This is a genomic window from Bacillus tianshenii, assembly GCA_020524525.2.
Classification (GTDB): domain Bacteria; phylum Bacillota; class Bacilli; order Bacillales; family Bacillaceae_N; genus Bacillus_AV.
Genome location: CP129018.1, coordinates 3,206,438 through 3,231,640, shown reverse-complemented (window position 1 = coordinate 3,231,640; position 25,203 = coordinate 3,206,438). Strand labels below are relative to the sequence as shown.

At 38.8% G+C, this 25,203-nt stretch carries 27 protein-coding genes; 18 read left to right on the top strand and 9 right to left on the bottom strand.

The window, feature by feature from the left end:
• Positions 1-190: 190 nt before the first annotated feature.
• The gene (locus LC040_16195; protein WLR50784.1) at positions 191-1,927 is read left to right on the top strand and encodes a sigma-54-dependent Fis family transcriptional regulator; all 1,737 of its coding nucleotides are present in this window, start codon (positions 191-193) and stop codon (positions 1,925-1,927) included.
• A 35-nt stretch (positions 1,928-1,962) separates the two neighbouring features.
• On the opposite strand, the gene LC040_16190 is transcribed toward LC040_16195, so the two are convergent.
• Positions 1,963-3,309, bottom strand: coding sequence for a YjiH family protein (locus tag LC040_16190; protein ID WLR50783.1), 1,347 nt, complete (start codon positions 3,307-3,309; stop codon positions 1,963-1,965).
• A gap of 470 nt (positions 3,310-3,779) precedes the next feature.
• Between LC040_16190 and LC040_16185 the strand changes: the two genes are divergently transcribed.
• From LC040_16185 to qoxD, 5 genes are all read left to right on the top strand, one after another.
• Complete coding sequence (locus tag LC040_16185; GenBank protein WLR50782.1) at positions 3,780-4,790, top strand: acyltransferase family protein; 1,011 nt, start codon at positions 3,780-3,782, stop codon at positions 4,788-4,790.
• A 283-nt stretch (positions 4,791-5,073) separates the two neighbouring features.
• Positions 5,074-5,961: a cytochrome aa3 quinol oxidase subunit II gene (gene qoxA, locus LC040_16180; GenBank protein ID WLR50781.1), complete on the top strand. Its 888-nt coding sequence runs from the start codon at positions 5,074-5,076 to the stop codon at positions 5,959-5,961.
• 18 nt (positions 5,962-5,979) lie between these two features.
• Positions 5,980-7,923: a cytochrome aa3 quinol oxidase subunit I gene (gene qoxB / locus LC040_16175; protein ID WLR50780.1), complete on the top strand. Its 1,944-nt coding sequence runs from the start codon at positions 5,980-5,982 to the stop codon at positions 7,921-7,923.
• A 13-nt stretch (positions 7,924-7,936) separates the two neighbouring features.
• Entirely contained in the window at positions 7,937-8,551 is a 615-nt protein-coding gene (qoxC, locus tag LC040_16170) for a cytochrome aa3 quinol oxidase subunit III (protein ID WLR50779.1), read from the top strand.
• Between the two features lies 1 nt (position 8,552).
• Positions 8,553-8,837 carry a cytochrome aa3 quinol oxidase subunit IV gene (gene qoxD, locus LC040_16165; GenBank protein ID WLR50778.1) on the top strand — a complete coding sequence of 95 codons (285 nt, stop codon included), beginning with the start codon at positions 8,553-8,555 and terminating at the stop codon, positions 8,835-8,837.
• A gap of 44 nt (positions 8,838-8,881) precedes the next feature.
• On the opposite strand, the gene LC040_16160 is transcribed toward qoxD, so the two are convergent.
• Both LC040_16160 and LC040_16155 read right to left on the bottom strand, forming a co-directional pair.
• Positions 8,882-9,166 carry a spore morphogenesis/germination protein YwcE gene (locus LC040_16160; protein WLR50777.1) on the bottom strand — a complete coding sequence of 95 codons (285 nt, stop codon included), beginning with the start codon at positions 9,164-9,166 and terminating at the stop codon, positions 8,882-8,884.
• 238 nt (positions 9,167-9,404) lie between these two features.
• The gene (locus LC040_16155) at positions 9,405-10,214 is read right to left on the bottom strand and encodes a DUF4397 domain-containing protein (protein WLR50776.1); all 810 of its coding nucleotides are present in this window, start codon (positions 10,212-10,214) and stop codon (positions 9,405-9,407) included.
• A 148-nt stretch (positions 10,215-10,362) separates the two neighbouring features.
• On the opposite strand from LC040_16155, the gene LC040_16150 reads away from it, so the two are divergent.
• The 7 genes from LC040_16150 (at position 10,363) to LC040_16120 (ending at position 16,564) form a co-directional block, all read left to right on the top strand.
• Complete coding sequence (locus tag LC040_16150) at positions 10,363-11,559, top strand: GNAT family N-acetyltransferase (GenBank protein WLR50775.1); 1,197 nt, start codon at positions 10,363-10,365, stop codon at positions 11,557-11,559.
• Between the two features lie 80 nt (positions 11,560-11,639).
• Positions 11,640-11,795 (top strand): hypothetical protein, encoded by a 156-nt coding sequence (locus tag LC040_16145; protein ID WLR53357.1) that lies wholly within the window; start codon positions 11,640-11,642, stop codon positions 11,793-11,795.
• A 118-nt stretch (positions 11,796-11,913) separates the two neighbouring features.
• Positions 11,914-12,657 carry an arylamine N-acetyltransferase gene (locus LC040_16140; protein WLR50774.1) on the top strand — a complete coding sequence of 248 codons (744 nt, stop codon included), beginning with the start codon at positions 11,914-11,916 and terminating at the stop codon, positions 12,655-12,657.
• Between the two features lie 143 nt (positions 12,658-12,800).
• Complete coding sequence (locus tag LC040_16135; GenBank protein WLR53317.1) at positions 12,801-13,196, top strand: OsmC family protein; 396 nt, start codon at positions 12,801-12,803, stop codon at positions 13,194-13,196.
• Between the two features lie 403 nt (positions 13,197-13,599).
• A complete protein-coding gene (locus LC040_16130) occupies positions 13,600-14,115 on the top strand; it encodes a TRAP transporter small permease (protein ID WLR50773.1) in 516 nt (171 codons plus the stop codon).
• Positions 14,116-14,174: 59 nt separating this feature from the next.
• Positions 14,175-15,449 (top strand): TRAP transporter large permease, encoded by a 1,275-nt coding sequence (locus LC040_16125; GenBank protein WLR50772.1) that lies wholly within the window; start codon positions 14,175-14,177, stop codon positions 15,447-15,449.
• Between the two features lie 62 nt (positions 15,450-15,511).
• Positions 15,512-16,564, top strand: a complete 1,053-nt coding sequence (locus LC040_16120) for a DctP family TRAP transporter solute-binding subunit (protein WLR50771.1) — start codon at positions 15,512-15,514, stop codon at positions 16,562-16,564.
• A 46-nt stretch (positions 16,565-16,610) separates the two neighbouring features.
• On the opposite strand, the gene LC040_16115 is transcribed toward LC040_16120, so the two are convergent.
• Positions 16,611-17,483, bottom strand: a complete 873-nt coding sequence (locus LC040_16115) for a DMT family transporter (protein WLR50770.1) — start codon at positions 17,481-17,483, stop codon at positions 16,611-16,613.
• A gap of 99 nt (positions 17,484-17,582) precedes the next feature.
• Between LC040_16115 and LC040_16110 the strand changes: the two genes are divergently transcribed.
• Together LC040_16110 and LC040_16105 are read left to right on the top strand one after the other, a co-directional pair.
• On the top strand, positions 17,583-17,906 hold the full coding sequence (locus LC040_16110; GenBank protein ID WLR50769.1) for a YwdI family protein: 324 nt from the start codon (positions 17,583-17,585) through the stop codon (positions 17,904-17,906).
• A 90-nt stretch (positions 17,907-17,996) separates the two neighbouring features.
• The gene (locus LC040_16105; protein WLR50768.1) at positions 17,997-18,371 is read left to right on the top strand and encodes a DUF423 domain-containing protein; all 375 of its coding nucleotides are present in this window, start codon (positions 17,997-17,999) and stop codon (positions 18,369-18,371) included.
• A gap of 50 nt (positions 18,372-18,421) precedes the next feature.
• Here the strand turns inward: LC040_16105 and gerQ are convergent, their stop codons facing one another.
• The 3 genes from gerQ to LC040_16090 all read right to left on the bottom strand — a co-directional run bounded on the left by gerQ (position 18,422) and on the right by LC040_16090 (position 20,247).
• Positions 18,422-18,862, bottom strand: coding sequence for a spore coat protein GerQ (gene gerQ / locus LC040_16100; GenBank protein ID WLR50767.1), 441 nt, complete (start codon positions 18,860-18,862; stop codon positions 18,422-18,424).
• Between the two features lie 34 nt (positions 18,863-18,896).
• The gene (locus tag LC040_16095; GenBank protein ID WLR50766.1) at positions 18,897-19,328 is read right to left on the bottom strand and encodes a cell wall hydrolase; all 432 of its coding nucleotides are present in this window, start codon (positions 19,326-19,328) and stop codon (positions 18,897-18,899) included.
• 175 nt (positions 19,329-19,503) lie between these two features.
• Positions 19,504-20,247 (bottom strand): heme-dependent peroxidase, encoded by a 744-nt coding sequence (locus LC040_16090; GenBank protein WLR50765.1) that lies wholly within the window; start codon positions 20,245-20,247, stop codon positions 19,504-19,506.
• Positions 20,248-20,536: 289 nt separating this feature from the next.
• Here LC040_16090 and pta point away from each other — a divergent pair, with 289 nt between their 5' ends.
• On the top strand, positions 20,537-21,508 hold the full coding sequence (pta, locus tag LC040_16085) for a phosphate acetyltransferase (protein ID WLR50764.1): 972 nt from the start codon (positions 20,537-20,539) through the stop codon (positions 21,506-21,508).
• A gap of 48 nt (positions 21,509-21,556) precedes the next feature.
• On the opposite strand, the gene LC040_16080 is transcribed toward pta, so the two are convergent.
• Positions 21,557-22,381, bottom strand: coding sequence for a biotin/lipoate A/B protein ligase family protein (locus tag LC040_16080; GenBank protein ID WLR50763.1), 825 nt, complete (start codon positions 22,379-22,381; stop codon positions 21,557-21,559).
• 159 nt (positions 22,382-22,540) lie between these two features.
• A complete protein-coding gene (locus tag LC040_16075; GenBank protein WLR50762.1) occupies positions 22,541-23,173 on the bottom strand; it encodes an RsfA family transcriptional regulator in 633 nt (210 codons plus the stop codon).
• 302 nt (positions 23,174-23,475) lie between these two features.
• Between LC040_16075 and LC040_16070 the strand changes: the two genes are divergently transcribed.
• Positions 23,476-23,703 (top strand): DUF1450 domain-containing protein, encoded by a 228-nt coding sequence (locus LC040_16070; protein WLR50761.1) that lies wholly within the window; start codon positions 23,476-23,478, stop codon positions 23,701-23,703.
• Positions 23,704-23,902: 199 nt separating this feature from the next.
• Positions 23,903-25,195, top strand: coding sequence for an HD domain-containing protein (locus tag LC040_16065; GenBank protein WLR50760.1), 1,293 nt, complete (start codon positions 23,903-23,905; stop codon positions 25,193-25,195).
• The last annotated feature ends 8 nt before the right edge of the window (positions 25,196-25,203 follow it).

The window sequence follows — 25,203 nt, the reverse complement described above, 5'->3', positions numbered from 1 at the left end:
ACTTTCAATATTGCAAATATTGTGCCAACTAAGTAAACGCTTACAATTACGAGGTTTTATCGTTGTAGTAAGGAAAGATTGTGTCATTTTGGAACATGTAAATGTATTGATTTTGAACAGTTACGAATATGAAAACGTTTAAAAATGGTTTATAATAATTTTAAATATTAAGAAAAAAAGGAGTGTGCCAATGCAATTTCCGACTGCGGAAACTTCAAAACAGCTTGTTCGTAATTCATGGGAACGTTGCCAGCAAGCAGGTTTAAAGCCTTCTGATCCAGCTGATGACCAAATCATAACGGAAAATCAAATTAAACAATTGAAGGAAGAAAATCATCTTTTACTAGAACATGCTGAAACTGTTCTTAATAAGGTGCTTCCAGCTATTGAAGTGTCAGAACATGTGTTGCTTATGGTTGATCCGAAGGGGCATATTATCTATTCAGCAGGGCATACGGATTTTGCAACAAAAGCACAGCGTGTTCAGCTGCAAGTAGGTGCTAATTGGAATGAAGATCGTAAAGGGACCAATGCAATTGGTGTGGCATTAATGGAAAGGGAATCGAACATTATCATTGGAGGTCAACATTTTTATGAGGAAAATCATTTTCTTTCGTGTGCGGCATCTCCGATTTATGATTCAGCCGGAGAACTCCTTGGTGTAGTTGATATTAGCAGCCGCTATGAATCGTTTTCACCTTCATCATTTATGTTTGCAACAATGATCGCTGAATCGATCCAAAATAAAATCTTACTCGAAGAAACAAAATCAGAACATCTCCTCACACTTAAAGAACTCGAAGTTACTTCAAATAATCATCCCAAGCCTATTATTTCGATTAATGAAGAAAGAAGAATCGTAAGAGCAAATCAAGCCGCTCGCAGACTTCTCGGTGACAATTGTACAGGTAAGCCATTCAAAGGTCTTCAAGGATTTGAAATCGAAACAATCCTCGACAGAACAAGAAAACAGTTTCGTTCAGTTGCCGTCTATGATGGAGGAAAGAAGCCAACAAAGACGAATCACTATCATTTTTCTGACATTATTGGTTCTTGTCCTTCTATCCAACGCGTGAAGAAAACAGCCCAGAAAGCAGCTTTTTATCATTATAATGTGTTTATAACAGGAGAAAGCGGAACAGGAAAAGAGTTAATTGCCCAATCGATTCACAATAGTGGTGAAAGAGCTGGAAAGCCATTCGTAGCAGTGAATTGCAGTGCCATTCCTGACAGCTTAATTGAAAGTGAATTATTCGGATATGAAGCAGGTTCATTTACAGGTGCGAACCGTTCTGGTAAGAAAGGAAAGTTCGAGGCGGCCCAAGGTGGAACGATTTTTCTTGATGAGATTGGAGATATGTCTTTAAGAGGACAAGCGGCATTGCTGCGGGTACTTCAAGAAAAAACAATTATGCCTGTTGGTGCTGTAACACCAAAAGCGGTCGACGTCCGCATCATATCTGCTACTCACCGGGACCTTCTAGAAGAAGTGAAAAAAGGAAACTTTCGGGAAGATCTCTATTATCGCTTGAAAGAAATTACACTCTCATTACCGTCTTTGCGTGAACGAACAGATGTAGGAGAGCTTGCACAGTACTTTCTCAATAAGGAGTATCATGGTGCTTCTCTAACAGAAAAGGCTGCCCAAAAAATACAGGAGTATCACTGGCCGGGCAACATTCGTGAATTACGAAGTATGATGGTCCAGGCATTATTTCATGCAGAAGAAAAGGTTGTCGATGCTGAGCATTTACACTTTGAAAGCAATGAGCCACCAAAGCAAGCACCGCTTACCTTAAAGCAAGCTGAAAAGTCCGCAATTGAAAATGCCCTACATACAACAGAAGGAAATGTCTCACATGCCGCACGAATACTTGGAGTAGGGAGAAATACATTGTATCGAAAAATGAAAGAATATCATTTATAAAAGCCTGCCACATCATGTGACAGGCTTTCTTATCATTAAAAAATAATGTGCGCACAAAGTGTAATAACAGGGAGGGTAATAATTGTGCGTTCAATAAAGATAATAAATAGCTCCTTAATAGAAATCGGGATCTTTGAACCTAGCAATAAACCACCGACTTCTGACATGTAAATTAACTGGGTTACAGATACACAAGCCACAATGAAGCGTGTGATGTCACTTTCAATGCCAGTTGCAATTACGGATGGCAGGAACATATCTGCAAAGCCGACAACTAAGGTTTTCGAAGCCTCAGCAGCTTCTGGCACTTGCAGTAGCTGAAGGAATGGAATAAATGGCATACCGAGCCATTCGAATACAGGTGTATATTCAGCGATAATGAGCGCTAATGTACCAAGTGCCATAACAATTGGGGCAACGCCCATCCACATATCAAGAATATTCTTCACACCATCAAGTAGGAAGCCTTTCAAGCTCTTGTTTTTTTCAGCTTTCTTTGAAGCTTGCAGTAAGCCCCAGCGCATGGGTGAGTAGCCTTTAGGGATTGCTTCATCGCTTCCTTTTTGTTCTTTATTGTAAAATGTATCAGTTTTCTTTGAAAGCGGTGGGATACGCGGACAAATGAGGGCTGCTACAAATCCAGCCGCAAGAATTGTTAAGTAATAAGGAACAAAGTAGTCTTCAAGACCGACTTGAGAAAGAACAACAAGACTGAAGGTGATAGAGACAACAGAAAAGGTTGTCCCAATAACTGCAGCCTCACGCTTCGTATAATATCCTTCCTCATATTGTTTGCTCGTTAGTAGTACACCAATTGTACCGTCACCCATCCAAGAAGCCATACAGTCAATAGAAGAACGTCCTGGAAGAGTGAAAATAGGCCGCATAATCCTTGTGAGAAGCGCCCCGCATAATTCGAGTAAACCAAAATTCAAAAGCAACGGTAGAAACATACCGGCAAATAAGAACACTGCAAATAAAACCGGTAACAAGTCATTTAGAAGAAGTCCTCCTGTATTACCTGATGTAACAGCCTCAGGTCCTTTTTCCAGCAGGGTCATTACAGCAAAGACCATTCCAAGCCCACGAATGATAACCCAAATTGGATGAACATCAAATAGATTTCGGTAGAAGTTTGGTTTGCCTGTTTTAGATGGAATGATTTTTGCTGCCAGTGTAATAAGAAAGGTAAGTGATATGATACCTGTCATAATTAGCGGTAAGTAGCCCGCTAATAGGTCTTGCAAGAAATTAGAGAAAATTGCAATTGGAATCGTAATCTGGTCCTTATATTGAATAGGGGTCATAAACAGGAAAATCCCTATTAGAGAAGGAATAAGAAACATGAGAAAGCTCTTAAGCTGTGGACGTTCTGTATTCATGTTGAATGCTCCTTTATTAATTACGCATTTAATATATTGAAATAATTTGAATTTTGCTTCGTGACATGTATTTAAATGAATGTTGTATGCACAAAGCATTATTTGCACTATATCAATATAGTTGATAATTATTCATTTTTCAAGGGGATCTCAAAGGCTTAATCTTATAAATATTCATTCGTTCTGATTGGAATCGTAATGAGTGTTGGGTTTGGAATAATTAGTGAGTAAACCTTCCATTCCTGCTATTATTAATTAATCAGAAGCGCCTTTTACGCTATGGCTGAAAGGGGCTTTTTTAGTGTGAAAAGTAGTGTGAATAGGAGGAGAAACGCTTTATTTCTAGAAAATTAGGTTGTTTAACATATAATTACATTTGTTTAAAACCTATAGAAAAAGGTTATATAATCGAATGCTTTATTAAAATTCAAATCTCTAACATTACTAAATTATAAAAAAGGGTGAGGTATATGCAACGCGAAGCCTATTACGATAATGCAAGGTTTCTGCTCATATTGTTAGTTGTGTTTGGTCATTTATTAACACCATTTACTGATAAGAGTCATATTGGTTCCACTTTTTATTGGTTAATTTATACGTTTCATATGCCTGCTTTTATTCTAATATCAGGTTATTTTGCGAAAGGGTTCCGTAAGAAAGGGTATGTCGGGAAAATCGCTAAGAAGCTTGTCATTCCGTATTTTATGTTCCAAGCAATTTACGCGATCTACTATGTATTTATTCATAAGAAGGATTCCTTTGTTGTTGACCCTTTCGATCCGCAATGGTCGTTGTGGTTCTTGCTAAGCTTATTTTTCTGGAACCTTCTACTGTACGTTGTAACGAAATTCGATTGGAAGTGGACCTTGCCGGTAACATTAGTGCTTGGTGTGCTAGTAGGTTATATCAGTTTTGTTGGAAACTATTTAAGTTTGTCTCGTACATTTGTGTTTTTACCTATTTTCCTTGCAGGTTTCTATATGAAACATGAACATTTTAAATGGCTGCAGAATATTCGAGTTCGAATTGGAGCGATCTCCGTTATTTCGATAGGCTTTTTAGTATTTTACTTCATACCAGAATTCAATTCGGATTGGCTGTTAGGTTCGAAATCTTATGAAGTATTGAATGTAGGAGCGCTTGGAGGATTATATCGTTCATTATGGTATATTGGAACATTTATCATCACGTTTAGTTTCTTATCGCTTGTTCCTTCTAAGCAATATTTCTTCACAGATTTAGGTGGAAGAACGCTGTATGTATATTTGCTGCATGGATTTATTATTCAATATGTCCGAAATGCAAATGTGTTTGACTTAAATAATTGGCAAGATTTTGTACTACTTTCACTTGTAGCGCTTGGACTTACGTTCTTGCTATCCAGTCGCGTTGTTTATATCGTTACACAGCCGATTATCGAGTTTAAGACAACGAAGCTTCGTCACCTTTTATCCAGTCGCACTGAAATCGGACAAAGGTAGAAAGCAATTGACAGGAATGGAACTTAAATTCCTTAAAAGAAAATCACTAACAAAATGATGAATAAACGTTGATAAAGTTTTGTCGGAAATGTGAATAATGCTTGAGCATTTTGTGTCACTTTTCACATGCTCAAGCATCCCTTTTTTTGTTTTGCTACGATAATGAAAGAGACCGCGTTTGTAATACATTGCGAGGGGTAATGGTATTGCAAGTGGCTATTTTTTCAAGAGGTTATTACCATAGATATGTTGTCAAAGTGATAAAAGAAAGGTGGCCGACATCATGAATGCGTTAAGGAAAATGTTAGCTTTAAGCACGATGGCGGTAGTTTTAGCATTAAGCGGTTGTAGTCAATTGACAGTCCTTGACCCAAAGGGACCTGTTGGCGCCGCCCAAAGAGACTTAATCATGCTGTCAATTTGGTTCATGCTATTTATCGTCGGTGTCGTCTTTGTTCTCTTTACTATTTTTATTGTTAAATATCGTGAACGACCTGGTGACAAAGATCGAGAAACTGTAGAGCAAGAAGGAAGTAAAGTGTTGGAGATTGTTTGGACAGCTATTCCTATTTTAATTGTTATTGCGCTTTCAGTACCGACAGTAAAAACGATCTATGCATTAGAAGAAGCACCAAAAGCAACAGCTCACAAAGAGCCTTTGGTTATTGAAGCGACTTCTGTGGATTGGAAATGGATTTTTACTTATCCAGAGCAGAATATTGAAACAGTCAATTACTTGCACATTCCTGAAGATAGACCTGTACTGTTTAAGTTAACATCAGCCGATTCGATGGCAGCACTTTGGATCCCTTCATTAGGTGGTCAGAAATATAACATGGCAGGTATGCAAACGAAACTTTATTTACAAGCAGATGAGCCTGGAGTGTACAAAGGACGAAACGCTAACTATACAGGGGAAGGCTTTGCAGAACAGCGTTTCAAAGTATATGCCCAGAAAGAGAAAGACTTTGAAAGTTGGGTGCAAAAAGTTCAGCAAACAGCGCCTAAGTTGACGAAAGATCAATATGATCAACTGATGCTAAAAGGTAACACAGACAACATGACATTTTCATCAACACATTCGAAATGGGTAGATCACGCCAAAGAAGCTGATTATGCGATAAAAGTTCGTAAAGAGCACAATAATGGCGAAGCGAAGGAATCCCATTAACATCAGGAGGCGAAAGCAATGAGGCTCGATGAGTTTTTTGTCACGGGCGAACCCATTATCTACGCAGCAGATGTATCAATAGCGTTGACAATGATTGGGGTTATCTTTGTCCTTACTTATTTTAAGAAGTGGAAATGGCTTTGGAGCGAATGGTTAACAACAGTTGATCATAAGAAAATTGGAATTATGTATATTATCGCTTCTTTATTAATGCTATTCCGCGGCGGTGTAGATGCATTAATGATGCGCACACAGCTTGCAATGCCAGGGGTAAAGTTCTTAGAAGCGAGTCACTATAATGAAATTTTCACAACGCACGGTACAATCATGATTATCTTCATGGCAATGCCTTTCTTAATTGGGCTTATGAACGTTGTTGTGCCGCTGCAAATTGGGGCACGGGATGTTGCATTTCCATATTTAAATGCTGTTAGTTTCTGGACATTCTTCATTGGAGCGATGCTTTTTAATATCTCATTCGTAATTGGTGGATCGCCACAAGCGGGATGGTCAAGTTATATGCCGCTTGCAGGTAATGAGTTAAGCCCAGGGCCGGGCCAGAACTATTATTTACTAGGCTTACAGATTTCAGGTATTGGTACGCTCTTAACGGGAATTAATTTCTTAACAACAATTTTTAAAATGCGTGCACCAGGCATGTCATTGATGCGGATGCCGATCTTTACGTGGTCTACGCTGATTACATCCGTTATTATCGTCTTCGCGTTTCCTGTGTTAACAGTTGCTTTAGCGATGATGACACTTGACCGTTTGTTTGGTTCACATTTCTTTACCCTTGCAGGGGAGGGAATGCCAATGCTTTGGGCAAACCTCTTTTGGATTTGGGGGCACCCTGAAGTATACATTGTTATATTGCCAGCTTTCGGTATCTTTTCTGAAATTATTAGTACATTTGCCCGCAAGAACCTTTTCGGTTACAAAGCAATGGTCTTTTCAATGGTCGGAATTGCAGGGTTAAGTTATGTCGTTTGGGTCCATCACTTCTTTACGATGGGTGCTGGTGCGGCAGAGAATTCAGTTTTCTCGATTACAACGATGGCAATTGCAATACCAACAGGGGTCAAAATCTTTAACTGGCTCTTTACGTTATACAAAGGAAAAATTAAATTTACTACACCGATGCTTTGGGCATTAGCATTTATTCCGAACTTTACAATCGGAGGCGTAACTGGTGTAATGCTTGCAATGGCAGCAGCGGACTATCAGTATCACAATACGTATTTCTTAGTTTCACACTTTCATTATGTGTTAATTGCTGGTACCGTATTTGCTTGTTTTGCAGGTTTAGTATTTTGGTATCCGAAAATGTTTAATCATAAATTAAATGAACGCCTAGGAAAGTGGGCATTCTGGATTTTCACAATCAGCTTTAACGTTTGTTTCTTCCCGATGTATTTCCTTGGGTTAGATGGTATGCCGCGTCGGGTTTACACATATGCGGCAGATAGCGGCTGGTTTACGATGAATGCGACTGCAACAGTAGGAGCATTTGGTATGGGACTTGGTTTCTTAATCCTTGTCTATAACATTTATTGGAGCGCACGTTACGCGAAGCGTGAAACAACTGGTGATGCATGGGATGGTCGTACACTTGAATGGGCAACACATACGCCGATTCCACATTATAACTTTGCGAAAATCCCAACTGTAACTAGTCTAGATGCTTTCTGGAAAATGAAGCAGAACGGCGAAGCAGAAGCATTTATGAATCCGAAAAAATATGAAGAGATTCATATGCCTAGCAATTCGGGAAGGCCTTTTGTGATGTCGATCTTTTTCTTTATTAGCGGTTTTGGGCTTGTCTTTAGTTGGTATACAGTCGGAATCCTCGGAGCAATCGGCGTTCTAATTACAATGATAATGCGTTCTTTCGATTATGATGAGGGTTATCATATCAGTGTTGATGAAGTAGAGAAAACAGAAAAGGCTGTAAAAGCGTAAAGGAGGGCTGAACATGGAAACTGCTCATCCAGATAAATATAAAGATATGCCAATGGAATATCAGTCAGAAACAGGACGTTTAAATATTCTTGGATTTTGGATTTTCTTAGGGGCAGAAGTAGCCTTATTTGCGACGCTGTTTGGTTCATACCTTGTATTATGGGGGCGAACAGGCGAGGGCCCTGCTCCAGGTGAACTGTTTGAACTAAAAGGCGTTCTAATTGAAACCTTTCTACTTTTGACAAGTAGTTTTACATGCGGGATAGCCATTCATGAAATGCGTCGTAATAACTTAAAGGGCCTTGTAACTTGGATGATCATGACACTGCTTCTTGGGCTCGGATTCTTGTATTTTGAGATTGATGAGTTTATTCATTATGTACATGAGGGTGCAACAATCGGAACGAGTGCATACTGGTCAGGCTTCTTTACTTTGTTAGGAACACACGGATTACACGTATCACTTGGTATCGGCTGGATCACCTTAATCTTAATTCAGCTGAAACAACGCGGTTTGAATCCAGCCACAGCGAAGAAAGTATTTATTTCAAGCTTATATTGGCACTTTCTTGATGTTGTTTGGATCTTTATCTTTACTGCAGTTTATTTAACAGGGATGGTGTTGTAACATGGCTGGACACAATCATTTCCCATGGAAGCACGTCATTGGATTTGCACTATCTATTATCTTAACGTTAATTGCTCTTTGGGTAGCACTCTATACATCACTATCGATTAAGGTCATCTTAACAATTATTGTGCTGCTCGCTGTCGTACAAGCAAGTATTCAGTTGTTTATGTTTATGCATGTAAATGAAACAGATAGTGGGAACATTCAATCTGGAATGATGTATTTCTCAGCCTTTGTGGCCTTTGCAATTGTGGCAGGCTCTATCTGGGTAATGTGGTTCTAATAAAGCTATCCCCTTACCGTTTTATCGACGGCAAGGGGATACTTTTATTTCTCCAACAAATAATTTTCGCCTTTATATTTTCGCTTGATTTCATCACCAAAGAAGTGAATGATAATTCCCACATGTGAAAGGATAACACTAGCAAAAACACCAGCTAATAATACATTATGAACAGTAGAAGACATCACATCTCCATGAATGTAAAGAACAAAGTACACCCACATTACCATTGCAAAAGGTATTTGAATAATTGAAGTTAAACGATTTTCTTTCCATAGGAAAAAGGGTGACAATGTGCTGAAGACAAGATACATTGCTAAAATATCCATATGCGCTTCCTCCTTTTAAGGTTTATGTCAACGCTTTCATAAATAGTGAACGTTTTGTGACAATTATTATAACATTCTGTTTAATCATCTTACAATAGTGTAAAAGGAAAAAATTACACAGCAATAATTCATAAAGAAGCGATAATTCCTTGTCTTTATAGGGTTTGTAAATCGTATTCATCGTCAAAACCACTTCATAAATTAAGCCGATCCTCCTAAGAGAATCGGCGTTTATCTTCTATCGATTTCGTAGTGCTTTGTTCATTCCAACAAATAGAACCAGCCCGGCAATTAGAGCGCTTGCTGCAATATAAGGAGTAGAAGAAGGACGTTCAGGCAGTGCATCTGCTCCTCCATTCATTGCAATGGTTTGCATATCCAATGAATATGTAACGATAAGCGGCTCGATTTTATCAGCTGTATTAACCGCATACACTGAGTAAATTGTATCAGCTTCTAGCTTTGTGCCTGATAAATCAAGTACTTGTTGATTTCCTACAGCTGTATTGACGACAAAGTCATAAATTCCTGGAGATAACTGAGTAAAGCTTGTTACATCTTTAAAAGCAACATTTTCGAAAACAGGCTTTCCGTCTTTTAATTTCACAGTTACCTCAGGGGCATTAGGCGAGAAATGGCCAACACGAATCTTTGTGGTTCCCTTTGGCAGGGTAAGGTCGTCTTTTGTAACAACAAGCTCAATTTTATCAACAGTATTTACTGCGGCTGCGGTATATGCTTGACCTGCCTCAGTTGTAAGGTCTGCTTGAATTACTGGATCCTGTTCATCCTTTGTACCTGACGCGAAAACTTCTACTTTATATTTACCAGCAGGTAGCTTTAAGTAATCTGTTACATCTTTGAAAGCAGCCTTTTCTGCAACAAGCTTTCCATCAACATAAATGTCTACTGCCGGTGCATCAGGGGAAGCGTGAATGATACGTACCATCGATTCTTTCACAGTTTCCTTAGCAAACGCATTTGTCGGTAAAGTGAACGCAAGTAAAAGTACAAGCATGCTACTACAAATATAAGCAAATTTTTTCATAAATGGTCACTCCTTCATCAGCATTGTCGGGGTTATTTTGTCTTTGAATGGATGAAATATTCATATTATGTAAAATTGCTTCCGATTAACGGTTCTTCGCACAATCGAAAGAGTTGTTTTATAGTAAGAATTAGAGGAGGCGATCTGAATGAATGAAATTAAACAGTTAACGAGTGAGGACTATGAGCAAGTGTTAGCTCTTTCACAGTTTGCTTTCCAATATCAATTAGACGAATCAGCACTGGAAAAGCAAAAAGAATGGTACGGCCAACATGAGATGCTCGGTATTTATGATGGAGAAACATTAGCTTCAAAATTACATATGGTTTCGTTGAATTGCTATTTAAATAATGAAGTATGGAAGGTTGGAGGGCTAGCAGCAATAGCAACTTGGCCTGAATATCGCAGACAAGGAATGGCTAAGGATTTAATGGCTCAAGCATTGTTACGAATGAAGGAAGACGGGGTGACTCTGTCTTTTCTTCACCCGTTTTCCTTTTCATTCTATCGAAGGTATGGATGGGACACGTTAACGTCAATTCAAAAATATACGATTCCAATGAATACAATTACGAATTATGTAACGAAGGGTACCGTTAAACGCGTAGGCCAAGATATACAATTGTTAAATCATGTGTATGAGCAGTTTGCGAAGCAATATAATGGTCCGCTTAAGAGGAGCGAATGGTGGTGGAAGAATCGTGTGTTTTCAAGTGGGGAGCAAGCCACTGTTTGGTTTAATGAGCAAGATGAGCCAAGAGGCTTTCTTATCTATCATGTTCATAAAAAAGAAATGCTCATCCATGAATGGATTCACTTAGATGAAGGTGCAAGAAAAGGACTGCTTTCATTTGTTCGTCAGCATGATTCCATGGCTCGTACGGTTAAAGTAATGATGGTTCCGGAATACGATAACTTATCATATTTGTTTGATGAACCAACTTTCAAACAAGAGATTGAACCATATTTTATGGCAAGAATTGTAGATGTAAAAAGCTTCTTAGAAAAGTTTTCGTTTGATTGGGGAGAAGAAGAAACAGACTTCTTTTTTCATATTAAAGATGACTTTGCTCAATGGAACACAGGGGTCTATCGTATTCATCGTACAGACACATCGAAAAATGAGGTTCACTATTTCCCGCAAAATAAAAAGAAGATGGCTTGTGCTCACCCACCTAAACGAGGATTAAGGTGTGATATTCAAACGCTAACTGTTCTTCTCCTCGGTTATAAAAGTCCATCGTTTCTATATGAGCTTGGAAAGCTAGAAGGTAAGAGAGAAGAGGTAAAAGCGCTTGAAGGGCGACTTTCAGGTAATAAAACCTTCTTCTTAGATTTCTTTTAAATGAAGAAAGTGTTTAGGAAGACTGGATTAGTGGGTAATTAATCTTGTAACGACACCAAACTATAAAGGGGTGTTACAAGATGATTGACGAAGATAAAAATATTGAAGTAGAACGGAAAGAAAAGAAAACTAATAACAGTTTAGTAGGTGCTACGTTTATAAAATATGTAGCATATCTTATTATCTTCTTCGGTATTTTATGGTTCTTGATTAATTATATTCTTCCGATGTTTTAGGATTAAAAAGCTAAGTACTCAATCCATTTGGATGGGTACTTAGCTTTTTTATGTGCACAATCAATGAACGAACCTTTTAATACTGATAAGATAAGAGAAAAGGCAGGGAGGGCTGCAGATGCGTGTAATTGATTACTTACAAAGAATTGGGATGGGTAGTATAAGTGAAGCAAATTATAAAAATTTGCATGCTTTACAAAAATCTCACATGTATTCGATTCCGTTTGAAAATCTTGATGTATTAAATGGCGTTCCTATCATTCCGAATGTTGAAAAAATCTATGAAAAAGTCATTAAACGAAAAAGAGGCGGCTTCTGTTATGAGTTAAATGGTTTGTTTCATTGGCTCATTGTTCAGCTTGGCTATGAAGCATCCTTAGTATCCGCAACTGTTCAAATTGATGACGATAAATGGTCGCCTGTCGGTAGTCATGCAAGTATTATTGTATATCTTGACCAACCTTATTTAATAGATGTAGGGTTTGGAGATTCATTTCGGCAGCCTCTTCCGCTAACGGGTGAAGAATATACAGATGTGAGTGGAACTTACCGAGTAGTTAAATTAGAAGAAGAAAGCTTTGAACTTCAGAAAAAGGATCGTAACGGTTGGAGAACACAATTTCGTTTTACTACAGAGGGAAAAGCATTATATGAATTTGAAGAAATGTGTCACTATAATCAGACATCTCCTGACTCTCATTTTACTCGAAATCGTATTGTGACAATTGCAACAAATGCCGGTAGAATTACCTTATCAGATGACTCATTAACGATAACAGTCCGAGAAGCTAAGACAAAAAAATCAATTCAAGAAGCAGAAGTAAAAGGGTTACTTCGAGAGTATTTCGCAATCATTCTTTAAAATGCCAATGACCATAGTGATATCCAGATGATGCTATTGGGATTAACACTATAAATATGCTAGGATTAAGGTAATAAAAAATACGATAAGGGGGGGGAGACCAATGGCAAGAAAAGTTGAAACAATTACAGCCATGTCATGGAATGCAAACAAAGGCGGTTTCTAACGGTCATGAGCTTATCCTAGATGAACCAGCAAAGATGGGTGGCCAAGATCAAGGAACAAACCCGCTTGGAAATATGCTTGTTTCATTGGCAGGCTGCGAGAACATTGTCGCAAACATTGTGTCAAAAGAGCTTGCGTTTGATTTGCAAGGTATCGAGTTTCAGATTAGTGGAGAATTCGATCCCCGTGGTTTAATGGGAGACCCGAATGTGCGGACTTATTTTCAAAAAATCACCATTCATGCAAAAGTAAAGACGAATGAATCAGACGAGCGAATTCAAGAATTGAAGCGCCTTACAGATAAGCGTTGTCCTGTGTACGGAATTTTAAAGGCTGCAGATGTAGAAATTGAAGCTCACTGGGAGAAAGCGTAACGTTCAAGAAAGTACCCCCGTAATTATTTTCAGACGGGGTTTCTTTATAGGAATAATTGACTGAAAATTTTGATTATATCGTTTGTATAAGCGTATTTTAGGGAATATAACTATCGTATTACATTTTTTATGTGCAAAAACAAAAGAAAAATGAAATATTATGACGAATGAGGGGAAAAATAGAGTATAACAAATGATTTGGGAGTTGTGGAGAGCATATTTGCAGATACTACACTCAATTTCCGCTCAGCTTGAATAATCATGATATATCAGAAAATTTCACATTCCAAGAGATTTGTGACTAATTCCAAAGAACTGTAAGATCATAAGGTGTAACAACTTTTCATCATTCTCCCAATTCAGGGACACAAAAATTAGGTTGTTCTGAGGAGGAAATATTTCGTTGAAGGTAATAGAGAAATTGGATAATTTCTTAATGAAAGTCGAGGAAATTATACTCAGCTATGCGATTATCGTAATCGCGCTTATGGTTATAGGGAACGTAATCAATCGTTCAGTATTCGGCTCCAGCTGGTCTTTCGCCGAAGAAATTAGCCGATTTTCCGTTATCTTAGCCACATTTATGGGAATCGGTTATGCCGCAAGAAAAGGGCGGCACATTAATATGTCAGCTTTTTTTGACTTAGCTCCATACCCTATAAAAAAAGCCTTATCTATTTTTATCCCCTTTGTAACATCAATTGTTCTTTTTGCGCTGACTTACTACTCATACATATATCTCATGTCAGTGCATGCATCTGGCCGTGTAACACCAGCATTACAACTGCCAGTATGGGTCATGATGCTCTTCGTCCCAGTAGGCTTGTTTCTAGGTGGTGTACAGTTCCTAAGAAACATGTGGGTAAATATCAAAAATAAAGAAGTGTATCTCGCATCCGAGAAAAAAGACTATTCATAAAAATATCCAAAGATTAAGATTAAATCTACTATAAAAATAAGCGAGGAAAGGATTAAAATATGGTTGCTACATTACTCACGATAATGGTTGTCCTACTTCTATTAGGATTTCCGATGATGATCCCGCTTATTGCAGCTCCACTCGTGGTCGTGATTGTATTCTTCCCATTGTTGGATCCGATGCTTATGATTCAACAGATGATGGAAGGGATTTCGGCATATGTCTTATTAGCTGTTCCGTTGTTTATCTTTGCGGCAGATATTATGTCTACAGGTAAAACATCGAATCGCTTATTAGACTTTGTCGGTGCTTTTGTCGGTCATTTACGTGGAGGTTACGCTATTACAACTGCTGCGGCATGTACGTTATTCGGCTCTATTTCTGGCTCAACGCAGGCGACAGTAGTAGCGATTGGTAAGCCAATGCGGGAACGACTCCTAAAAGTAGGCTATAAAGATTCCAGTGCAATTGCACTTATTATTAACTCCAGTGATGTTGCCTTACTTGTACCACCAAGTATTGGGATGATCATTTATGGTTTAGTAACAGGAACCTCTATTGGTGATCTGTTCCTAGCAGGTGTATTACCTGGCTTAATCGTTTTTGGAAGCTTTGCACTTTATAGTTTTATTTACGCAAAAATAAAAAATATTCCGTTGGCTGAAAAGGTAAGTTGGAAGGAACGCTTTGTTGTAACGAGAAAGGCACTTCTTCCATTAGGGTTCCCGATTATTATTATCGGCGGTATCTATGCAGGTGTTTTCAGTCCGACTGAGGCAGCAGGTATTTCCGTCTTGTATGCCCTTATTTTAGAATTAGTTATTTTCCGTTCAATAAAGATTACCCAAATCCCAAAAATCGCCTTATCTACTGGGTTAGTTACATCCGCTGTATTCGTTCTTGTAGCAGGTGGACAGGCATTTACTTGGATGATTTCATACGCTCGGTTACCACAGATGGTGACTGAAACGGTTCTTGGAACAGACCCATCTGCATTATATGTTCTCGTAATCGTTACAATTTTCTTCTTTATTGGATGTATGTTTGTTGACCCGATTGTTGTAATTTTGGTACTTACACCGATTTTTTATCGGGCTGCAATGGAAGCGGGGATCGATCCTGTTCACTTAGGAATCGTAATTACCTTCCAGGCTGCGCTTGGTTCAGCAACACCGCCATTTGGGGTTGATATATTCACCGCCAGCGCCGTCTTTAATAAGTCCTATTTGGATGTAATACGGGGGACTCCTCCATATATTATTATGCTTGTCGCAATTGCAGTATTGTTAATTTTGTTTGAACAAATATCGCTTGCTTACCGCATCTTTATTTAAGGTGCGTGAGTTAAATAATTAAAAACCATAAGGGGGTTTTTACAATTTTTAAAAAGAAATCAATGTTGGCGCTTGTATTAACGCTTGTCCTTAGTTTAGTGCTTTCTGCATGTGGAGGAGGCGGCGACTCAGAAGAAGCTGGTGGAGAAGATGGTGAAAAGTCTTATAAATGGCGCTTCATTACTGAGGAGTTAGATGGTCAATTACAATATGAATATGCTGAAGAATTTGCAAAGCGCCTAAAAGAGAAATCAGATGGCAGAATTGAAATGGATGTCTATGAATTTGGTGGATTGGGAAGTGAAGTAAACCAAGTTGAGCAGCTTCAAAATGGTGCAGTTGAGTTTGCAATCGTATCACCAGGTTTCACAGGTACAATGGTAAAAGAAGGCCAAATTTTTGCCCTTCATTTCTTACTACCAGATGACCAAGAGAAAGTACACAATATTTTAAAAGATAGTGAAGCATTAAATAAAGATTTAGCTGCGAAATATGAAGAAAATAACATTAAGCCACTTTCATTCTGGTCTGAAGGTGCTATGCAGTGGACTGGTAACAAAGCATTAAAAACACCTGCGGATTTTGAAAACTTCAAAATGCGTACACAACAATCTCCGCTAATCCTACAGTCTTACAAAGCTTATGGTGCGGACCCAACAGCAATGAGCTGGTCTGAGCTTTATACATCTCTTGACCGTGGCGTAGTAGATGGGCAAGAAAACCCATTGTTCTTTATTGAAGATGCTTCTTTCCATGAAGTACAAAGCCACTTAACACTTTCTCGTCACAACGTATATGTTGCGATGACTACAGTTAACCCAGAATTCTATAACAACCTTCCAGATGATGTGAAAGGAATGGTTGATGAAACAGTTACTGAGATGCAGGATTGGGTATTTGATAAGCAAGTTGAAATGAACGAAGCTGCACTTGGTAAGATTAAAGAAGATACTGAAAACCCAACTGAGGTTGTGGAGTTAACAGAAGAAGAACGTCAAGCATTTAAAGAAAAAGCATTACCTATCCGTGATTATTACAAAAATGAGGTTTCTACTGTAAATGGTGAAATCTTAGATAAGTTCCAAAAAGAAATTGAAGAAGCTACAGGCGAATAAAGAAAAAAGGGATTGAATCACTTATTGATTCAATCCCCTTTTTTCGTTATCTTCTAGTTGTAATGAACACTCCAATAATCACTAATAACCCTCCATATAATTGCACAAACAAGAAGGTTTCATTTAATAGAAGGACAGCGCCGATGGAAGTGAAAACAGGAATCAAGTTCAAGAACGTCGATGCTTTTGAAGGACCGATAATTTCCACTGCTTTGTTCCAAGATGTTAAAGCTAATACAGATGGGAAGATACCTAAGTATAATAGCTGCAGTAACACAGGAGTAGACCAGTTAATAGAGGACCATTGCTGTGCTTCGGTTAATGCTAGTGGAAAAAGGACAAGGACAGCAATAAATAGCATACTAAGTAAACTTCCATACAAAGGGAATTTCCAGCTATGTTCTTTTACTAAGAGCGAGTAAATCGCCCAGCTGAATACAGCAAGAACCATAATGAAATCCCCGGTATTTAAGGAGAGCGAGAGTAATCGTTGAATAGAACCCTCTGTCACAACCCAAAGCACCCCGATAAAAGAAAGAATGATTCCTACATACTGGTGTCTTTGCAGTTTTTCCTTTAAGAATATTATACTGAAGAGAGCAACAACAATTGGTGTGGATGCTTCCACAATTGAAGCATTAATCGTTGTTGTATAATGTAATGATAAATACACAAGTGCTGTAAAGCCTACGATTCCTGTCAACGCCATCCCAGCAAGCGGCTTCCACTCTTTTTTCCAAAGGAGAAGGTGACGTTTCCATTGGCGGAATCCAAATAATGAGACGAAGAACAAGGCAAGAGATGCCCGGCACAAGGCAAGAGTAAATGGGGGGATCGTATCCGCAACCGATTTACCTACAATAAAATTACCTGAGAAAAATGTAATGGCTAATAGTAAAAGAATATAAGCTTTCAACAAACAAATCACAACCTTTGAGAACTTGAGCTTATGCCCGTTAGTAGTGTACCATTTTTTCCATATAATATGGAATTGAATGAATTTGAGAGGATGAAGAAGATGAATATATCAGTCAAGGGATTATTAAAGCAAATGAAGAATCAAGTCGAAGCCGCAGAACGTGCTGCAGGTTCAAATGAACAGGAGGTACGGGAATATATTCGTGCTCTACACTCACTGTGTGAGCTTGTATTAGAGGAAGAAGCAGAAGGAAAGCCTGTTTCATCTTCAAAACCTTCGATGGACTTCCAAGACCATCTTCATTTGATGGAGCATGGCTCTCGGCCAAAACCACCTCAGCCTGCCAGCCAAACCTCCAAAACGATAGAGGGGACAAAGCTTGAGGAAGATGATGCAAATGGAGATTCATTATTTGATTTTTAACGATCTCGTGAACGAAGGGCGAACGATTAGCATTATCGGAACAAGTTGTTTATGATGTAAAGAAGAAATAATCAAAAAAGGTGAAGAGCTATGTTAAAAACATTTATTATTTTAGGAAGTATTAACGCATTTTTATCTGTTGCTTTAGGTGCTTTCGGGGCGCATGGATTAGAAGGTAAATTATCAGAGCGAATGATGAACATTTGGGAAAAAGGTGTCACTTATCAAATGTTTCACGCCACAGGGATTTTTATTACGGCATTGATTGCCGCAAAATTGCCTGATTCTTCAATGGTGTCATGGGCTGGCTGGATGATGTTTATTGGAATTATTCTGTTCTCTGGCAGCCTATATGTATTAAGCACCACTGGCATTACAAAGTTAGGTATGATTACACCACTTGGAGGCGTTTCCTTCCTAGTAGGATGGACGTTACTTGCACTTGCCGCTTATAAAGGTCTTTAAGTTGAACGAAAGGAAGCTAACTCAACACAACTTGAGTTAGCTTCTTTTTTTTATCCCATTTGCATTCCATTAAAAGGGTATTCATATTCGAGTTCCTCATCGAAAACAATATAATCAAGGTAAACCATTAAGAGCAAATAGCGCTTTCCAGTCTGAGGATCGCTAAGGATAATATGATCCCGGCCTGCAGCTTCAATAATTCCTCGAAAAATCTTAGCATTCCAATCTACATTGTTTTCAAACGTCATATAGACTGTTGCCCGCTTCCCTTTATTTAAACGTAGAATATTTTCAATATAAGATTCTTCAAGTGGGAGCATACCTGGAATATTTGAGAACTGGGATTTAGGTGGTCCACTCATACCAGGTGGAAAAGATGGTATTGCTCCTCCTGTTGTGTATGGAGATTGCATTTGGCTCATTCCGTAAGAAGAAGGCTGCTGATAACCCCCATACATCATTTGATAGGGATTTGAATAAGATTGTTTCATAGTTTACCTCCTCAAATTTTTAGTGTTAAGTAAGTTAGAACGTTGAATAAACACTCGGACAATTTGATTGAAGCGGTGTATAAAAGCAATGAGACTTAAAGCGCCCAGAATTCCATTGGTCAAACCACTGTGCAGGACAGCTCCCCTCTGGTTTAAAGAACCATAATGCATAGCTTGCAGGGTGATAGCGTCCCCCTTTAATGGTTTTTCGAGCTAAACGCCTTTCAGATTCTCGTGCTCGTTGGTAAAAGTATCCCTTCTGTGTTGCTTCAAAGCCTCCTGGGGATTGGTATACCATTCTAGTAATGTTGGTGATATCTGTGAAATCAAGACAGTTCGCTCGGACACGGTTTACACCAACATTTCCTACCATTAACATACCAAGCTTTCCTTCACCTTCAGCCTCTGCCCTCATTAAACGGGCTAATAAGTTTACATCTGCCTCATTGTATTGAATAACACCCATGCCTTCACCTCGTATTACTGCTGACAAGAAGCACAGTCACAGCAAAGATAATCAAAGAACAATAAGCGGGCATGCTTCAGTAGTTAAAGTTATGAGGGGAATGAGGAGTTTATGACAATAAGGTTTTTTAAGCAAAGAAAAAGCCCCTTATGAATGACCATAAGGAGCCTTGTTCTTATATTTGTAGGAACTTCGGAAGACCTTCTTCTGTAAGCAATGTACCGACATAGAAAGAACCGAATTCACCGAAACGAGCACTTACTTCATCGAAGCGCATTTCGTAGATTAGCTTTTTGAATTGCAGAACGTCATGAGCAAATAATGTTACGCCCCATTCCCAATCATCAAAGCCAACAGAACCTGTGATAATTTGTTTTACTTTACCTGCATATTGACGGCCAATCATACCGTGGCTGCGCATCATATTCATGCGTTCTTCCATTGAAAGCATGTACCAATTGTCGTTTCCTTGGCGACGCTTATCCATTGGATAGAAGCAATAATACTGCCATTTTGGAAGAATTGGTTTTAAGCGTGCTTGAATTTGTGGATCTTCATTCGGGTCTTTATCTGCAGGAAGATAATTGCTTAATTCTACTACTGACACATAAGAGTAAGCAGGAATTGTATATTCAGCAAGCTTTGTTTTATTGAAAGCATTCTCGATTTCACTTAATTCATCCATAGTTGGACGAAGTGTCATTAGAACAAAATCTGCTTTTTGTCCAAGAATATTATATAAAGCATGGCTTCCTTCTTCCTTATCTTGCGTTTCATTAAGCTTGTCTAAGAAAGCACGAAATTCATGAATCGCTGCTTCACGTTCATCACTTGTAAGCTGCTTCCATGCAACCCAGTCCATCGTACGGAAATCATGCAAACAATACCAACCGTCTAATGTTTTTGCCGGTTCGCTCATTATCATGTCACTCCTTCTAATATTCACAATAGTAATATGTATCAATCACATAATAAATATAACATATTAGTAGGGGAAAAGCCGAATATTGTAAGCAGAAGTTCAGAGACCTCACGCAAAATTCCCTATTTTTAAAATAGAAGAACTTTTTCTTGGAAGCGATTTCTTTTTTTGTGCAAGGTTTTAAAACGTTCTAAAAAGCAGTATCCTAGTTAGAAGAAGCACATGTAGGAAAGAAAATCATCGTTTTAAGAAACATAGAAAACACCTTTTAATTGGAGGTATAAAAATGAGCGATTTATTTACAGGTATGAAAGAAAAGCTAGCAGGACAAGGGAAGACGGTTGTATTTCCAGAGGGCATGGATGAGCGTGTCCTTACAGCTGCTGGCCGACTAGCGAAGGAGGGTCTTGTGACGCCAATCTTAATCGGAAATGAAGAAGCTATTCATAATAAAGCGGCTTCTCTTCATGTAGAGCTTGATGGCGCAACAATTTACGACCCAGAAACATTCGGAAAAATGGACGAGCTTGTTCAAGCTTTCGTAGAACGTCGCAAAGGAAAAGCAACAGAAGAAGATGCACGCAAAATTCTTAAAGATGAAAATTACTTTGGCACAATGCTTGTCTATACGAATCAAGCAGACGGCCTTGTCAGTGGTGCAGCCCATTCAACAGCTGATACAGTTCGTCCAGCACTACAAATTATTAAAACAAAAGAAGGCATGCGCAAAACATCAGGAGCATTTGTGATGGTACGAGGTGACGAAAAATATGTCTTTGCAGATTGTGCAATTAATATCTCTCCTGATAGCCAGGACCTTGCAGAAATTGCAATTGCAAGTGCGGATACGGCTCGATTATTTGATATTAATCCGCGTGTTGCAATGCTTAGCTTCTCAACAAAAGGTTCAGCTGTATCAGAAGAAACAGAGCGCGTAACAGAAGCACTCAACATTGTGAAATCACAACGTGATGATCTTGTGATCGATGGGGAATTCCAATTTGACGCAGCGTTTGTACCTTCTGTAGCTTCAAAGAAGGCGCCAGACAGCGTGATCCAAGGTGATGCAAATGTATTTGTATTCCCAAGCTTAGAAGCTGGAAATATTGGCTACAAAATTGCACAGCGTCTCGGAAACTTTGAAGCCGTAGGTCCCGTTCTTCAAGGATTGAACCGTCCTGTAAACGATCTTTCACGTGGCTGTAATTCTGAAGATGTGTACAAGCTAGCACTTATTACTGCCGCTCAAGCACTATAAAAAAACAGCCTAACAAGAGGTTTTCACGTCTTGTTAGGCTGTTTTTTCTTAATCAAGGATTTTTTCATTTCGCTTCAAGATACGCTGGTAATTGTAGTCGTATAATTGGAACTCTTCCACGGACAGTTGTTCTGAGATAAGACGGTTGCTTTTCTCGTTTAGTTTGTTTAGTAGAAGAAACATAAGCGATTGTACTGTAATCTCTTCTTCTAGCAGTTCACTTAGGGAAGCCATCGTTTCAGGCTGGATGGAAGGGTAAGTGAACTTTGTCTTTTCATTTTGCAATCCAATTTGATAGAAATTACGAATCACTTCTGCCCGAGCACTGCCGCTTCCGCTTGCACAAAGATAGATTTGAACAGCAACCCCACCTCGAAGCCGACGTTGTGAAATTCCTGCAAATTTCTTTCCATCTATACTTAAGTCATAACTGCCAGGACAGTATGAGCCGACAATTTCCTTTGCTACAATTTCAACTGAATAGTCTTGAAGCATGTCCTGTATTAAATGGTACATCGCTTCATAGCCGCTATCGATATCAATACGTTCTTCTGGAAGGATAAGCGAGACGTTCAGAACGCCTTCATCCAGTACAACAGATAGACCGCCAGAATTTCTGACAATCACATTCCAGCCCTCATCTTGTAAGTATTGAATGGCTTGATTAATATATGGGAGCCTTGTGTCTTGGATGCCTAATACAATCGTATTGTGATGAACCCAGGAACGAACCGTTGGAGGAGTTTTTCCTTCACCAACGATACGACAAAGAGTGTCATCAATTGCAAATGACTGCATGGCATGAAAGGATTCACCAAGGCTTGTTTGGTCAATAATACGCCATGTATCTTGCTTAAGTAACGGATGGTTCATTATGAAAGCACCTCAATTATACGCTTAATAACTTGAACGCCAACCATTATAGCATAAGATAAGCGTCGTGCTGTCCACTTGTTTACGCTAAAAAGAGCCCGGCTTCACACCGAGCTCCCTAATTATTATAAAAGTACTATAAAGGGAGGAATAGTACTTCTAAATACTGCTGTTTGCTACACGCTCAAGATTCCCGTTTCGGTCCATCTTGAATGTGTTCGCTTTCGGTTCACTTTCTTCAAATAACACCATCTTGCGCGCTCGGTCCATAATCTTAACGAGTGCTTCGTAATCCTTTTCGATCATCTGAAAAGCTTCTTCTTTTTGCAGAATTTGCTTTTCAAGCTGTTCGGTTTGTTTTGATAAGGTGTCATTTTCAGCTTGCAGGCGTTCAATCTGTTCTGCAAATTCACCGTTATTCGTGTCTTGACCGTCTTTCAATTCTTGTAAAAATGCAATGACATCATCAAGGGAAACTTCTTGTTCTGTATTTCTAGCAATTTCTGAAAAGTCCAATGTCGCTTCAGGTGGTGAATAAAGCGGCTGTGTCTTCAAATTTAATGCGCGCATCCGTTGCTTCCGCTCTTTCTTCGCACGAGCAATTTCTTTTGAGTATTCTGCACGTACAATCGCATTCCAACGGAAACCACATGCTGCTGAAGTTCGGTTCAGTACGTCTCCAACTTCATCGAATGCATTTAGCTGTGTGCTTCCTTCTCGAATATGACGAAGTACAGTTTCTGCAAGCAACTTATCATCCTTCTCGCTCCAAGCATCTTGCCTTGTTTTCATACATATATGCCCCTCTCTCTTACACTATTTAATAATCAGCGCGTTTCTTGTAAATTTACAAATAAATAATTTCTTCATAGTTGTAATCCGCTGTTCGTACTACTATATTGACCAGTTTTACAGAAGTTTATACAAGCTGATTGAAAGTGTGCTAGAAAAAAGTTATAAAATTCAGCATCGCTTTGAACAGTTGCAACGACAGAAGTCCCAGTGATAAAATAAACGTTATCTGCAAAATGATAATACTTATGATGAGTCGCGGATATATAGATTAATTTTGAAAGAAGAGAGGGTGAACAGAGTTGGCGAAGAATGAATTCAGAGTTTGTGATGATTGCAAAGCTGTGGATATCAAAACATTAGTGCCACGTTTGAAGGAAATAGACCCTGACGCAGATATCGATATCGGCTGTCAGTCTTACTGCGGACCAGGGCGCAAGAAAGCTTTTGCATTTGTAAATAATCGCCCCCTATCTGCTCCTGACGAAGATGCATTGATAGAAAAGGTAAAGAAGAAAGTCAAAAAATAAATGGATGAAATCCCGCTTTGAACTTAGAAGGCGGGTTTTTTTAGGGATAAGGATATTTTCTAGAGGAAAACGAATGATCGTAAGCGAAGCAATGTACATAGAATGTTAGTTATTTTCGTTCAATGTTCATTTTAAGGAAGTAGAAATAGTATGTATAATAGAACAAGATCGTTAATCGGAAGGGAAGGGGCCCTTTACGTTGAGTGATTATGCAAATAAAAAATTAGAAGAAGAAAAAGTATTTAAAGACCCTGTTCATCGTTATGTACATGTCCGCGATGCACTTATTTGGGATTTAATTGGTACGCCTGAATTTCAACGTCTGAGAAGGGTGCGGCAGCTTGGAACGTCTTATTTAACGTTTCATGGGGCGGAGCACAGTCGCTTTAATCACTCCCTTGGCGTCTATGAAATTGTTAGGCGTATTATTAATGTATTTAAAGACTATGAGAAGTGGGACAACAGTGAACGTTTGTTATGCTTAGCCTCGGCACTCCTGCATGATGTGGGGCATGGTCCGTTCTCGCATTCTTTTGAAAAAGTGTTTTCAGTTGATCATGAAGATTGGACAAGAAAGATTATATTAGGAGACACGCAGATTCATCAGATTTTGAAACAGGTTAGTGATGACTTTCCTGAGAAAGTAGCGGATGTGATCAATAAGACATACGAGAATAAGCTTGTAATCAGTATGATTTCAAGCCAGATTGATGCTGACCGAATGGATTATTTGCAGCGTGACGCCTATTATACAGGTGTGAGCTATGGTCACTTTGATATGGAGCGGATCTTACGTGTCATGCGTCCAACAGAAGACCAAGCTGTTATTAAGAAGACAGGCATGCATGCGGTAGAAGACTACATTATGAGCCGCTATCAAATGTACTGGCAAGTTTATTTTCATCCTGTGACCCGGAGTGCTGAGGTCATTCTTTCGAAGATCTTTAGGCGTGTGAAAAAATTATTTGATGAAGACTATCATTTTTTATATGAACCGTTACATTTCTATGCGTTTTTTGAAGGGGATGTATCTCTACAGGATTACTTGCGTCTGGACGAATCAATTGTTTTGTATTACTTCCAGATGTGGCAGGAAGAGAAGGATGAGATCTTAAGTGATTTATGCCAACGCTTTGTAAATCGAAAGTTGTTTAAGTATGCGGAATTTAATCCGATTGATTTAACAGGCTGGGAAGAGTTGAAGAGTCTATTTCAACAAGCAGGCGTTGATACAGATTACTATCTAGTCTTAGATTCGTCCTCTGATCTGCCGTATGATTTCTACCGGCCGGGTGAAGAAGGGGAACGTGTGCCGATTTATCTATCAATGCCAAATGGTGATTTGCGAGAATTATCACGTGAATCTGATATTGTTGAAGCGATTTCGGGTAAAACACGCACAGACCATAAACTTTATTTCCCGCAAGATAAAATTAATGAATTACCAGACGACAGTGAGGTAAAGAGAAAAATTTTAGACATTCTGCAATGATAGGAGCT